This is a genomic window from Kluyvera sichuanensis (assembly GCF_040930405.1).
GTDB lineage: Bacteria > Pseudomonadota > Gammaproteobacteria > Enterobacterales > Enterobacteriaceae > Kluyvera > Kluyvera sichuanensis.
The window spans coordinates 3,661,572-3,674,563 of record NZ_CP162271.1 but is presented as its reverse complement, the minus strand read 5'-3'; the positions used below and the strand labels follow the sequence as shown (position 1 = coordinate 3,674,563).

The window sequence follows — 12,992 nt, the reverse complement described above, 5'->3', positions numbered from 1 at the left end:
GTCCGTAATTTCTTTACTCTCCCCCCTCTTTTATCTCCGGGCAGATCTGCCTGTAAATACGTTTCTTTTATGATCAACAAACGCATCCGTCTGGTGCTGATGATGTCATCCTGTACGGTTTTTCAGACCTGGGCTGCGACGGATTCTGACTCGACGCTGACACCGCTTTATGGCTATCAGGATGATAGTCAGGTCACCCCTTTGCCTGCGAAACCTGTGGCCGCTGCGCCAGAAGAAAGCCACTCCGTTTTGCCCTTCTTAGGCGACGAAGCGCGTAAGCGTGGTTATGCGCTGCCATTACCGTTCGGCGTGAATATTAACTACATGAATATCCGGCAGAATATTGATGTAGATAGTATCAATTTTAATGGACTGTCTCTGAAGGGCCAGTCGCTAGATAACGCCTTTAAAATCAACGTGGGCAATACCCGCGAAAGAAGCAAAACCGAAACGGTAAAGCTGGATGCCTGGCTGCTGCCGTTTATGAACGTATATGGCCTGGTGGGGTATACCGACGGGCATTCCGTTTCGCAGATTGGTGTTGATGTGCTTGGGCCAAATGGGCACTCCATTCCACTGCTGCCAAAGTATAAAAACCAACTGCAGAACCTGGCCTTCCAGCTCGACTTTAAAGGCACCACCTACGGCATCGGCACCACGCTGGTTGGCGGCGTCGGCAACTGGTTTACCGCCTTCGACGCCAACTACACCCAGACGCAGTTCGATATTCTGGATGGCAGCATCGACGCGTTCACTATTTCTCCGCGTATTGGCTACCGTTTTAACACGCCGGGCATCGATACCCTGCATCTGCCTTCCGGTAAGTTAAACCTGTGGGTGGGCACCATGTATCAGGACGTGCAGCAGGAGTTTAAAGGGAATCTGAGCGATCTGACGATGCCTTCTCCAGCGCTTCAATGGATGGTTGATAAAGCTGATAAAGGCAATGGCCGATTCGATGTCAAACAGCATCTGCAGTCCCCCTGGAACGTGCTGGTGGGTGCGCAGTATGAGTTAACCCGCAACTTCAACGTCACTACCGAAATCGGCTTTGCTGACCGCAATAGCTTCTTTGTGGCCGGAGAGTACCGCTTTTGATCCGCCTCGCCCTCTTTCTTCTGCTTAGCTTGCTCACCGGCGTCGCGCAGGCGGCGCTGCCGACTCGCGACGAAGTTGACGGCTGGCTGAAAACGCTGGGGGCTAGCGATAACTTTGATGCCAGCAAAGGCATTGATTGGGGCGTGATGCCGGGGCCATTTTACACCCCGGAACTAGGGCTCGGCGTGGGCACGGCGGTGGTGGGTATGTACCGCCCCGACCCTCATGATACGGTCAGCCAGAACTCAACGCTGACGCTAAGCGGCTACTTCAGTTCGACCGGTGCATTTGGCGTTACGATGCAGAATTACGCTTTTTTCGCCGACGATCGCTGGCGTTTCTTCCTTGATGGCTCCCTGACTGACACCCCGACCTACTACTGGGGACAGGGCTTCAGCGCGGGAGATAAAGACAGTAAGAAAGCGCAGTATACCGCCCAGGATCTCGACCTGCGCCCGACGCTGTACCGACAGCTGGCACCGAACGTTTATCTGGGTATTGGCTGGTCGCTGAATGCCCAGCATGCGACGCAAATAGACGATAACGATCCGCCAAAAATCAACGATACCGCCCAGGGCGCGTCGGTGTTGAGCTCCGGTAGCAGCGTTGATCTCAGCTGGGACGACCGCGATTTCGTCCCTAATCCGCGCAAAGGGCAGTACGCCGATCTCCGCTACACCCGCTTTACCCCAGATGTCGGCAGCGATACCCGCTTTGATGAATACCAGCTTCACTACAGCCGCTATCACTCGCTGGACGACAACAACGTGCTGGCGTGGGAGATGGATGGCGCGTTTACCCAGGGAGATGTTCCCTGGACAATGATGCCGCTGCTCGGCAGCAATCAGCGGATGCGCGGCTACTACGAAGGCCGCTACCGGGATAAAAACGTCGTCAGCGGTCAACTGGAGTACCGCCGTAAGCTCGACTGGCGGCACGGCATCGTCGGTTGGCTGGGGGCGGGCACCATGGGGCCCTCGTTCCACGCGCTGGACGATGGACGCTGGCTGCCCTCGGCGGGCGTTGGCTATCGTTTTGAGTTCAAGCCGCGCGTGAACGTCCGGCTGGATTACGGTATTGGCAAAGGCAGCAGCGGTTTTTACTTTCAGGTAGGAGAAGCATTTTGAAGGCGTGGGTGAAAACAATATCGCTGCTGGCGCTGTGCGCCGTGACGCAGGTCTACGCCGCGCTGCCGGTAGCGCTGGATTTAGCTACTCAGGCTACTTCAAAGGCCAGCAGCGCCTGGCCCGCCATGCCGCCGCAGCCGCTGCCAAAAGGGCTCCGTCCGTGCTGCGCCTTTGGCTACAACCTGCACGCAGAGCTGCTGGGCATGCCGGTACCGTTCTACCAGCTGGATAACGTGGCCTATGCCAGCCATCTGGGGCAACATCAGTACAACGATAAGATGCTGGCTGGTCTGGAGAATCTGACCGGCTTGAGCGGTGAGAATAACGGCATCCTCTACACCGCTCGCGGTGGTTTCATTGATACCGCCCACGTCCGCGATACGGCGGATATGACGGTTTATATCTTTAGCCAGCTGCTGCCGCGGCTCGGGCAGGCGTTTTCGCTCGATCTGGAGAGCGAGCTGGCACAGCGTCGTCTGGCCTTTACGGCGTTTACTCCCCCCACCGATCCCGCTGAACGTTACACGCTCGCCGCCTGGCTTGCGGCGCATCTGGCGTATCAGGTTGCGGAGTGGCACGAAATTGCCCAATGGTACGGTTTTGAATCCGTTCCCGGTTTTTCGGAGGGGGTTTCCGCCTTTTCGCCGGAAGATCTCTACTCAAACCTGCTAGGCGCGCGCTTAGCCGTCTCGCTGATCCTCGACGGACAGACCGTTTCCCAGGGCGTCTACAATGCGGCGATGGGCACGGCGCTCAGCCAGGCGCTCATGCATCTGGGCGCTCAGCCCCCATCGATGACCCGCTTCCATTTCGATATGCTTGACGGCCGCTGGTGGAACAGCCAGCGTCGTGTCCCGGAGAAATACCTGGTGCTGCATCGTAACTTCCAGATGGGCGACAATCGTCTGCCAACGCGTGTACCGGGCGAGCAGAGCGTGCCGCAGCGCCTGACGCTGCCGCATCGCTGGCAGGGCATCAACCTTGCCGACCTTGGGCAACTGCAGCTATGGCCGGGCGCGTCTATGAAGCAACTTCCGCCACCGGCGCGTTACTACACCGCGGAGGATTTTTCTGCTCTGGCGGCCAGCGCGCAGCAGGCGGATGCTCAACTCCGCCGCTAAAGGCTTATGGGTTCGCGCCCCCGCGTGGTAAAAAGAGGCGGTATCTTTCTACCGGGACTCCGTCATGAAACAAATCACCTTTGCGCCGCGCCAGCATCAGCTTACTAATACCCGAACCTGGACGCCGGACAGTCAGTGGCTGGTCTTCGATGTCCGCCCGTCTGGCGCCTCGTTTACCGGTGAAACCATTGAACGCGTGAACGTACATAGCGGTGATGTTGAGGTGGTTTATCGTGCGAATGAAGGCGCGCACGTCGGCGTGGTCACGGTGCACCCGTCTGAAGAACGATACGTGTTTATCCACGGCCCGGAAAACCCGGACGCCCAGTGGCAGTACGATTTTCACCATCGTCGCGGCGTGGTCACCTCGCTGGGGAAAACTCAAAACCTGGATGCGATGGATATCACCTCTCCCTATACCCCCGGCGCGCTGCGCGGCGGCAGCCACGTTCACGTCTACAGCCCATGCGGGCAGTTCGTCAGCTTTACCTACAACGATCACGTGATGCACGAATACAACCCGGCGCTGGATCAGCGCAACGTGGGCGTGGCGGCACCCTATGGCCCGGTCACGCCGAGCGGCCAGCATCCACGTGAATATGCCGGCAGCCACTGGTGCGTGCTGGTGAGCCAGACGACGGCGCAACCGCAACCCGGCAGCGATGAGATCAACCGGGCCTACGAAGAAGGCTGGGTTGGCTCTTCCGCGCTGGCCTTTATCGGCGATACCGTTTCACTTACCGGTGAGAAAGTGCCGGAGCTGTTTCTGGTCGCGCTGCCGCGCGACGAGGCAGGTTGGAAACGGGCGGGGAGTGCGCCGCTATCCGGAACGGCAACTACGCTGCCTGCGCCGCCTGCAGGCGTTCGTCAGCAACGGCTGACCTTTACCCATCAACGCGCTTTTCCTGGGCTGGTGAACGTGCCGCGCCACTGGGTGCGGAGTAACCCGCAGGGGACGCAGATTGCGTTTCTGATGCGCGATGATAGCGGCGTGGTGCAGCTGTGGCTTATTGCGCCAGAAGGCGGCGAACCGCGTCAGTTGACGCGCAATACGTCGGATATCCAATCGGCGTTCAACTGGCATCCGTCAGGAAACGGGCTGGGGTTTGTGCTGGAGGGGCGTATTGCAATGTGCGATGCCGCGTCTGGTGTGGTGACCTTTTTAACGGCAGATCACGCAAATCCACCGTCGGCGGATGCGGTAGTTTTCTCGCCTGATGGTCAGCATATTGCCTGGATGGAAGAGGTGGCTGGCTTCCGCCAGCTATGGATGACCGAAACCCACCGCTGAATCAAGGCGCGGGCATCGGGGCTGGCGGAATAACCGAATTGGTCGCCAGCGTCTCCTGTTCGCTCTTCTCCACGCGAGAGCGTACGGAGTTGTCCTTACGGAAGAAGTCCCACGGCAGCAGCACCGTATCCATGACCGCCGTAAACGGCATATCTATAGCGACCAGCGATTTGGCGACCCAGCCGCTGTCATCATCGCCCAGCATCGTGGCGCTCGCTCGGGTGCCAGGATAGGTCCCCTCTTTGCCGCCGGTATGCGACATCACGCTGGAACACCCTCCTGATAAGAAGATCCCCCCAACCAGCGTGGCTTTAATCAGAACATTTTTCATAGTGAGTTCTTCTAGTCACGGGCATAAAACAGCCCTTCTTCGGGTTATATCCACCCATTGCCAAAATAGGAAGTACCAGCTTGCCGCTCTGTGGCGGTTGTCGCACTTTGGCCTTTTGTGCCATACCCCAGTCTAAGCGCTCTGGAGGAAAGTGCAAAAAAAGTAAGACATGAGGACTTGAAAATGGTTCTTTTCGCCACATTTTATAGGTGTAGCCAAGAGGAACACGCCTTCGGGGTGTTTAGGCTTCAACAACCTGTCCATGATGGAAGGTGATTAATTTCTCGCTGATTTTCAGGAGCTATTTAACTATGCGTAACTTTGATCTATCCCCGTTATACCGTTCTGCCATTGGTTTTGATCGTCTGTTCAACCTGTTAGAAAACAATCAAACGCAAAGCAACGGCGGCTACCCTCCGTACAACGTTGAACTGGTTGACGAAAACCACTATCGCATCGCGATTGCCGTGGCCGGTTTTGCGGAAAGCGAGCTGGAAATCACCGCGCAGGACAACATGCTGGTGGTAAAAGGCGCGCATGCCGCGGAGCAAAAAGAACGCACCTATCTCTATCAAGGCATCGCCGAGCGTAACTTTGAGCGCAAATTCCAGCTTGCGGAGCACATCCACGTGCGTGGCGCAAACCTGGTGAACGGCCTGCTGTATATCGAACTGGAACGTGTTATTCCAGACGCGGACAAACCGCGCCGCATCGAAATTAATTAATTCTGCCGGGCCGCCCGTGCGGCCCCGTTAGCTAAACCATCAATCGGCTTGCCGTCAGGGAGCCGGAAAGTACTTACTCGCTTCTTAGAAGGAGAACACTAGTATGCGTAACTACGATTTATCCCCACTGCTGCGTCAATGGATCGGTTTTGACAAACTGGCGAACGCGCTGCAAAGCACCAGTGAAGGCCAGACCTTCCCACCGTACAACATCGAAAAAAGTGACGATAACCACTACCGCATTACCCTCGCGCTAGCCGGGTTCCGTCAGGAAGATCTGGATATTCAACTCGAGGGCACGCGCCTGACCGTAAAAGGCACGCCAGAGCCGCAGGAAAAAGAGACCAAATGGCTGCACCAGGGGCTGGTTACCCAGGCCTTTAGCCTGAGCTTCACCCTGGCAGAAAATATGGAAGTCGCCGGTGCGACCTTTACCAACGGCCTGCTGCATATCGACCTTACTCGCAACGAGCCGGAAGCCATCGCGCCGCAGCGTATCGCCATTAGCGAGCGTCCAGCGCTGAATAGTTAACAGAATTGCCCAATTAGCCCCGAGAGATCGGGGCTTTTTTTTGCGAGTAAGGGCATGTTTTGCCCTCTTGCTGCAACGGGTGTTTCAGTTTAAAAAATGATCACACACAGTCAAAACAAAAGGACATGTTATGAACGATCACCAACCCTTTGAAGCAATAAAACAAATCGGGGATAGCGGCATGGAATTCTGGTCTTCCCGAGCGTTATCTAAGCTACTTGAATATTCTGAATATCGACACTTTACGCCGGTCCTGGCTCGAGCCAGGGAGGCGTGCACCAATAGCGGCCAGTCGGCCCAGGACCATTTCGAGGAGATCCTCGCAATGGTCAAAATAGGTTCCGGGGCCCAGCGAGAACTGAGTGACGTGAAGTTATCCCGCTACGCCTGCTATCTGGTTGTACAAAACGGCGATCCCTCTAAACCCGTGATTGCAGCAGGGCAGACCTATTTTGCATTACAAACCCGCCGCCAGGAGCTGGAAGACGACAAAGCCTTTAAATCCCTACGGGAAGATGAGAAACGCCTTTTTCTACGCAATGAGCTTAAAGAGCATAATAAACATCTGGTTGAGACGGCCCAGCAGTCGGGCGTTGAGACTGCTCTCGATTTTGCAGTCTTCCAGAATCATGGCTACAAAGGCCTGTATGGCGGCCTCGATCAGAAGGCGATTCACGAACGAAAGGGGCTAAAGAAAAGCCAGAAAATCCTCGATCATATGGGCTCAACCGAACTTGCGGCCAATTTATTTCGCGCCACGCAAACCGAAGAAAAGCTGCGCCGTGATGAAGTCAGCACAAAGCAACGAGCCAATCAGACGCACTACGAAGTGGGTCAAAAGGTGCGTCAGACTATCAAGGACCTTGGCGGTACGATGCCAGAATCACTCCCTTCCCCTGATAAAAGTATTCAACAGTTGGAAATTGCCGCGAAGGGCAAAGACACGCCTGACTCGTGATGCTTTCTCAGTCGATTAATGTGCGCCGTACTACATACAAGCTCCCTCCTACTCAGACATAATCCCTGATGTTAATAATGTTATTCACAGGGAAAATACGATGAGTGATATAGCATTGACGGTAAGCGTCCTGGCACTGGTGGCGGTGGTCGGGCTGTGGATTGGCAACGTCAAAATCCGGGGGATCGGCTTTGGCATTGGCGGCGTGCTGTTCGGTGGGATTATCGTCGGCCATTTTGTCGATCAGGCGGGCATCACGCTAAGCAGTCCGATGCTGCACTTTATCCAGGAATTCGGCCTGATTCTATTCGTCTATACCATCGGAATTCAGGTGGGGCCGGGGTTCTTCGCCTCACTGCGCGTCTCGGGCCTGCGGCTGAATCTGTTTGCCATTCTGATTGTGGTTCTTGGCGGCCTGGTTACCACGCTGCTGCATAAAATCTTTGCGATTCCGCTCCCTGTCGTGCTGGGCATTTTTTCCGGCGCGGTGACAAATACGCCCGCGCTGGGTGCCGGGCAGCAAATATTGCGCGATCTTGGTGAACCGTTTAGCGTCGTGGACCAGATGGGTATGAGCTACGCGATGGCCTATCCGTTTGGTATCTGCGGCATTTTGCTTACCATGTGGCTGGTACGCCTGTTCTTCCGCATTAACGTCGACAAAGAGGCGCAGCGCTTCGATGAGCAGACGGGTTCCAGCCATTCTCATCTTCAGACCATCAATATTCGCGTTGAGAACCCTAACCTGAACCATATGGCGATTCAGGATGTGCCGGTGATCAACAGCGATAAAATTATCTGCTCGCGCCTTAAACGGGGTGAAACATTGATGGTGCCGTCACCAACGACCATTATTGAGAGCGGTGACCTGCTGCATCTGGTCGGTGAACCAGCAGATCTGCGCAGCGCGCAGCTGGTGATTGGTAAAGAGGTTGAAACATCGCTTTCCACCCGTGGTACGGACCTGAAAGTAGAAAGGGTGGTGGTCACCAACGAGAAGGTACTCGGCAAGAAAATCCGCGATCTGCACTATAAACAGCGCTATGACGTAGTGATTTCGCGCTTAAACCGTGCGGGGGTTGAACTGGTCGCCAGCAGCAATGCCAGCCTGCAGTTTGGCGATATCCTCAACCTCGTGGGGCGTCCGGCGGCCATTGATGCCGTGGCCTCCGATCTCGGCAATGCCCAGCAAAAATTGCAGCAGGTGCAGATGCTACCGGTGTTTATCGGCATTGGCCTCGGCGTGTTGCTCGGCTCTATCCCGCTGTTTATCCCTGGCTTCCCGGTGGCGTTAAAGCTTGGCCTGGCGGGCGGGCCGCTGATTATGGCGCTGATCCTTGGCCGTATCGGCAGCATCGGTAAGCTCTACTGGTTTATGCCGCCGAGCGCGAACCTGGCGCTGCGCGAACTGGGGATTGTGCTGTTCCTTTCTGTGGTGGGACTTAAATCCGGCGGAGGCTTTGTAGATACGCTGGTGCACGGTGAAGGGCTCAGCTGGATTGGCTACGGCATCCTGATTACCGGTATTCCGCTGCTCACCGTGGGGATACTGGCTCGCGTGCTGGCGAAAATGAACTACCTGACCCTGTGCGGCATGCTGGCCGGTTCAATGACCGACCCTCCGGCACTGGCATTTGCCAATAACCTGCATGCAACCAGCGGCGCGGCGGCGCTCTCCTACGCGACCGTCTACCCGCTGGTGATGTTCCTGCGGATCATCACACCTCAGCTTCTGGCGGTGCTGTTCTGGGGGATGAGCTAGGGTTTTGGATGCGCCTGAGGTGGTAATCCACCTGGTATTCGCTGGCGTTACGAAACATCACTGAATAATTAAGAAACTCACCGCTGTCGCTGTAGGAAAGGGAGGTAATACGCAGCAGCGGTGTTTGTTCGGGTACGTTCATTGACTGGGCCAACTGCTTATCAGCTAGCACCGGTGCCAGGCTTTCATAGTTGCCGCTTATCGTTATGCCGCACTCTTTCTCGATGTAATCAAACTTTGACCCCTCCAGATGCACCAGCGACAGGTTACGAAAAAGCTTAACCGGCATATAGCTGTCTTCAAGCATCAGGGGCTTCCCATCAACGTAGCGTACCCTTCGGGAAAAGTAGATCCGCTCATTGATTTGAATGCGAAGCTGGCTGGCAATGGCGGGCGGGGCGGGCATCACCTCGAAAACCAGGACGTGGCTTATCACCTCTTTACCCTGCTTGCGCAATATCTCGGCCAACCCGGTCAGGTTAGAGGTTTCATGGTGGATGTCTTTATGAGCAACATAAGTACCGCTGCCCTGGCGGCGAACCACCAGACCCCACTCGACCAGCAGATCGACCGCTTTTCGAATGGTCATCCGCGCAACGCCAAATTCCTGCGCTAACGCTTTCTCGCCTGGAATTGGGCTACCAATGTTGAAATCGGATGAATTCAGCCGCAATCGCAGCCTTTCAGCAATAGATTTATAGATCACTTATAGACCTCTATTCCCCATCCCCGCAGGGTTATTGAACCGCTGTTTCTTATTAAAAAGTAATCAATTACAGACAAATAATCAGATTGTTCATAACGGCATAGAATTAGGCCATATGACATGTCTATTTTTATCTTAAAAATTAGACAACATAGCGTGAATTAAAACCATGAAAGCGATCACGAATCGCACGCTCACCGCATGTTGTCTGACGGGGTAATTCCTATTCTCGTAGCAGGCCGGAAATCAACCTTAATAAGGCCACTTACCCTACGAGTTGTTAAATGAGGATTGCTAAATGCTCAGTCAAATACAACGCTTTGGCGGCGCCATGTTTACCCCGGTTTTATTATTTCCCTTCGCGGGGATTGTGGTGGGTATCGCCATTATGTTGCGTAATCCGCTGTTTGTGGGTGAAGCACTCACCGCACCTGATAGCTTATTTGCTCAGATTGTTCACATCATTGAAGAGGGTGGCTGGACGGTATTCCGAAATATGCCGCTCATTTTTGCCGTTGGTTTACCCATTGGCCTTGCTAAACAGGCGCAAGGGCGAGCCTGTCTGGCCGTACTGGTGAGTTTCCTGACCTGGAACTACTTCATTAATGCCATGGGCATGACCTGGGGCCACTTTTTTGGCGTCGACTTCTCCGCTGACCCCGTCGCGGGAAGTGGCCTGACGATGATTGCCGGCATTAAGACGCTGGATACCAGCATCATCGGCGCGATTGTCATTTCGGGCGTCGTGACCGCGCTGCACAACCGTTATTTTGATAAACCACTGCCGGTGTTCCTCGGTATTTTCCAGGGCTCATCGTTTGTTGTGATTGTGGCTTTCCTCGCCATGATCCCCTGCGCGTGGTTAACGCTTTTAGGCTGGCCGAAAGTTCAAATGGGTATTGAATCGCTGCAGGCATTTTTACGCAGCGCCGGGGCCTTGGGTGTCTGGGTTTATACCTTCCTTGAGCGCATTCTTATTCCTACCGGTCTGCATCACTTCGTCTATGGCCCCTTCATTTTTGGCCCGGCGGCGGTTGAAGGTGGCATTCAGGTTTATTGGGCTCAGCATCTCCAGGCATTCAGCCAAAGCACCGAGTCGCTCAAAGCGCTGTTCCCGGAAGGCGGCTTCGCGCTGCACGGTAACTCAAAAGTGTTTGGCTCTGTTGGGATTGCGCTGGCGCTTTACTACACCGCAGCGCCTGAAAACCGCATAAAAGTCGCGGGACTGCTGATTCCTGCCACGCTGACTGCCATGCTGGTGGGGATCACTGAACCGCTGGAGTTCACCTTCCTGTTTATCTCTCCGCTGCTGTTTGCCATTCATGCCGTGCTGGCGGCCACCATGTCAACGGTGATGTATATGTGCGGCGTGGTGGGGAACTTTGGCGGTGGCCTTCTTGACCAGTTTATCCCGCAGAACTGGATCCCGATGTTCCATAACCATGCGTCGGTGATGTTTACCCAGATAGGCATCGGCGTGTGCTTTACCGCCCTCTACTTCGTCGTCTTCCGGGCTTTAATTCTGCGCTTCAATCTGAAAACGCCGGGCCGTGAAGACAGTGAAATAAAACTCTATAGCAAAGCAGACTACCAGGCCGCACGTGGCAAAACCTCAGTGGCTGGCGCGAGTGACACGAAATTAGGCCAAGCGGCAGGCATCCTCCAGGCACTGGGCGGAGCCGCCAATATTGAAAGCATCAACAATTGTGCGACCCGATTACGTATTGCGCTAACCGATATGGCTAAAACGCAAAGTGATGACGTATTCAAAGCGCTGGGTGCGCACGGTGTGGTGCGCCGCGGAAATGGCATTCAGGTCATCGTTGGCCTACATGTACCACAGGTCCGTGACCAGCTTGAAACCCTGATGAAAGATTCTCTACAGACCGAACAAACCACCATGACGGAGGCAGTATCATGAAAAAATTCTCAGTTGTTATCGCAGGCGGCGGCAGTACTTTTACCCCAGGTATCGTCTTGATGCTGCTGGCAAATCAGGATCGTTTTCCACTGCGAGCGCTGAAATTTTACGACAACGACGGTGCGCGTCAGGAGACGATTGCAGAAGCCTGTAAGGTGATTCTTAAAGAGCAGGCGCCGGAGATTGAATTTAGCTACACCACCGATCCGCAGGCCGCTTTTACCGACGTCGATTTCGTAATGGCGCATATTCGCGTAGGGAAATACCCGATGCGCGAAAAGGATGAGAAGATCCCGCTGCGCCACGGTGTACTGGGTCAGGAAACCTGTGGGCCTGGCGGCATTGCGTACGGCATGCGCTCCATTGGCGGCGTGCTGGAGCTGGTGGATTACATGCAAAAATACTCGCCAAATGCCTGGATGCTCAACTACTCCAATCCGGCAGCGATTGTGGCGGAAGCGACCCGTCGCCTGCGTCCGGAGGCCAAAATCCTCAATATCTGCGATATGCCCATCGGCATTGAAGGACGGATGGCGCAGATTGTCGGTTTGAAAGATCGTAAACAGATGCGCGTTCGCTACTATGGGCTGAACCACTTTGGCTGGTGGACATCTATCGAAGACCTTCAGGGGAACGATTTGATGCCTAAATTACGCGAATATGTGGCGAAATATGGTTATGTGCCACCATCAAACGACCCACATACGGAAGCCAGTTGGAACGACACTTTCGCCAAAGCGAAAGATGTACAGGCGCTGGATCCGGACACCATGCCGAACACTTATCTTAAATATTATCTGTTCCCTGACTATGTTGTAGCGCACTCAAATCCGGAACGTACACGCGCCAACGAAGTGATGGATCATCGTGAAAAGAATGTGTTCAGCGCATGCCGGGCGATTATTGCCGCGGGTAAATCCTCGGCTGGCGACCTGGAAATTGACGAACATGCTTCTTATATCGTCGACCTTGCTACCGCCATTGCCTTTAACACTCAGGAGAGAATGCTGCTCATTGTGCCGAACAATGGTGCCATCCATAATTTTGATGCCGACGCGATGGTTGAAATTCCATGCCTTGTTGGCCATAACGGCCCGGAACCGCTGACGGTGGGTGATATTCCAAACTTCCAGAAAGGGATGATGAGCCAGCAGGTTGCGGTTGAAAAGCTGGTCGTCGATGCCTGGGAACATCGTTCATACCACAAACTGTGGCAGGCGATTACGTTGTCGAAAACGGTACCGAGCGCTTCCGTGGCAAAAGCGATTCTGGATGATTTGATTGAGGCCAATAAAGACTACTGGCCACCGTTAAACTAAGTACTGATTTAGCGCGTCATGCCCACAGAACGTTGTTCTGTGGGCATTTTTGTTTTCAGGTGTTGGGATGTGAGACCGCGCACACTGATGTAAAAAGCAGC

General features: G+C 54.6%; 12 protein-coding genes and 1 other annotated feature. Of the genes, 10 read left to right on the top strand and 2 right to left on the bottom strand.

Annotated features, from left to right (window positions below; genetic code table 11):
* Positions 1 to 99: 99 nt before the first annotated feature.
* The 4 genes from AB2B48_RS17685 (at position 100) to AB2B48_RS17670 (ending at position 4,637) form a co-directional block, all read left to right on the top strand.
* The gene (locus AB2B48_RS17685; RefSeq protein WP_368301979.1) at positions 100 to 1,098 is read left to right on the top strand and encodes a hypothetical protein; all 999 of its coding nucleotides are present in this window, start codon (positions 100 to 102) and stop codon (positions 1,096 to 1,098) included.
* A 20-nt stretch (positions 1,099 to 1,118) separates the two neighbouring features.
* On the top strand, positions 1,119 to 2,225 hold the full coding sequence (locus AB2B48_RS17680; RefSeq protein ID WP_368301978.1) for a BamA/TamA family outer membrane protein: 1,107 nt from the start codon (positions 1,119 to 1,121) through the stop codon (positions 2,223 to 2,225).
* An 8-nt stretch (positions 2,226 to 2,233) separates the two neighbouring features.
* Entirely contained in the window at positions 2,234 to 3,346 is a 1,113-nt protein-coding gene (locus tag AB2B48_RS17675; RefSeq protein WP_368299743.1) for a DUF4056 domain-containing protein, read from the top strand.
* Positions 3,347 to 3,410: 64 nt separating this feature from the next.
* Complete coding sequence (locus AB2B48_RS17670) at positions 3,411 to 4,637, top strand: DUF3748 domain-containing protein (protein ID WP_368299742.1); 1,227 nt, start codon at positions 3,411 to 3,413, stop codon at positions 4,635 to 4,637.
* A gap of 1 nt (position 4,638) precedes the next feature.
* Here AB2B48_RS17670 and AB2B48_RS17665 read toward each other — a convergent pair whose 3' ends face one another.
* Positions 4,639 to 4,968 (bottom strand): YceK/YidQ family lipoprotein, encoded by a 330-nt coding sequence (locus AB2B48_RS17665; protein ID WP_368299741.1) that lies wholly within the window; start codon positions 4,966 to 4,968, stop codon positions 4,639 to 4,641.
* 241 nt (positions 4,969 to 5,209) lie between these two features.
* Positions 5,210 to 5,286: a sequence feature (ROSE (Repression Of Heat Shock gene Expression) occurs in the 5'-region of heat shock genes and acts as an RNA thermometer to modulate expression.), on the top strand.
* Here AB2B48_RS17665 and ibpA point away from each other — a divergent pair.
* From ibpA to AB2B48_RS17645, 4 genes are all read left to right on the top strand, one after another.
* Entirely contained in the window at positions 5,280 to 5,693 is a 414-nt protein-coding gene (gene ibpA, locus AB2B48_RS17660) for a small heat shock chaperone IbpA (RefSeq protein ID WP_035896433.1), read from the top strand. (Overlaps the previous feature by 7 nt.)
* Before the next feature lie 103 nt (positions 5,694 to 5,796).
* Positions 5,797 to 6,225 (top strand): small heat shock chaperone IbpB, encoded by a 429-nt coding sequence (ibpB, locus tag AB2B48_RS17655; RefSeq protein WP_185668145.1) that lies wholly within the window; start codon positions 5,797 to 5,799, stop codon positions 6,223 to 6,225.
* Between the two features lie 130 nt (positions 6,226 to 6,355).
* Positions 6,356 to 7,183: a DNA damage-inducible protein D gene (dinD, locus tag AB2B48_RS17650; RefSeq protein ID WP_368299740.1), complete on the top strand. Its 828-nt coding sequence runs from the start codon at positions 6,356 to 6,358 to the stop codon at positions 7,181 to 7,183.
* 100 nt (positions 7,184 to 7,283) lie between these two features.
* Positions 7,284 to 8,945 carry a putative transporter gene (locus AB2B48_RS17645; RefSeq protein WP_185668142.1) on the top strand — a complete coding sequence of 554 codons (1,662 nt, stop codon included), beginning with the start codon at positions 7,284 to 7,286 and terminating at the stop codon, positions 8,943 to 8,945.
* Here AB2B48_RS17645 and AB2B48_RS17640 read toward each other — a convergent pair.
* Entirely contained in the window at positions 8,902 to 9,651 is a 750-nt protein-coding gene (locus AB2B48_RS17640; protein WP_368299739.1) for a GntR family transcriptional regulator, read from the bottom strand. The genes AB2B48_RS17645 and AB2B48_RS17640 overlap by 44 nt on opposite strands.
* 298 nt (positions 9,652 to 9,949) lie before the next feature.
* Between AB2B48_RS17640 and AB2B48_RS17635 the strand changes: the two genes are divergently transcribed.
* Complete coding sequence (locus AB2B48_RS17635) at positions 9,950 to 11,572, top strand: alpha-glucoside-specific PTS transporter subunit IIBC (RefSeq protein ID WP_368299738.1); 1,623 nt, start codon at positions 9,950 to 9,952, stop codon at positions 11,570 to 11,572.
* Positions 11,569 to 12,891, top strand: coding sequence for a 6-phospho-alpha-glucosidase (locus AB2B48_RS17630; RefSeq protein ID WP_185668139.1), 1,323 nt, complete (start codon positions 11,569 to 11,571; stop codon positions 12,889 to 12,891). The genes AB2B48_RS17635 and AB2B48_RS17630 overlap by 4 nt, the downstream gene beginning before the upstream one ends.
* Positions 12,892 to 12,992 lie beyond the last annotated feature (101 nt).

Coding starts and splice junctions, on each gene's coding strand:
- AB2B48_RS17685 (WP_368301979.1), top strand. CDS start 100: ATGATGTCATCCTGTACGGTTTTTCAGACCTGGGCTGCGACGGATTCT.
- AB2B48_RS17670 (WP_368299742.1), top strand. CDS start 3,411: ATGAAACAAATCACCTTTGCGCCGCGCCAGCATCAGCTTACTAATACC.
- AB2B48_RS17665 (WP_368299741.1), bottom strand. CDS start 4,968: ATGAAAAATGTTCTGATTAAAGCCACGCTGGTTGGGGGGATCTTCTTA.
- ibpA (WP_035896433.1), top strand. CDS start 5,280: ATGCGTAACTTTGATCTATCCCCGTTATACCGTTCTGCCATTGGTTTT.
- ibpB (WP_185668145.1), top strand. CDS start 5,797: ATGCGTAACTACGATTTATCCCCACTGCTGCGTCAATGGATCGGTTTT.
- dinD (WP_368299740.1), top strand. CDS start 6,356: ATGAACGATCACCAACCCTTTGAAGCAATAAAACAAATCGGGGATAGC.
- AB2B48_RS17645 (WP_185668142.1), top strand. CDS start 7,284: ATGAGTGATATAGCATTGACGGTAAGCGTCCTGGCACTGGTGGCGGTG.
- AB2B48_RS17635 (WP_368299738.1), top strand. CDS start 9,950: ATGCTCAGTCAAATACAACGCTTTGGCGGCGCCATGTTTACCCCGGTT.
- AB2B48_RS17630 (WP_185668139.1), top strand. CDS start 11,569: ATGAAAAAATTCTCAGTTGTTATCGCAGGCGGCGGCAGTACTTTTACC.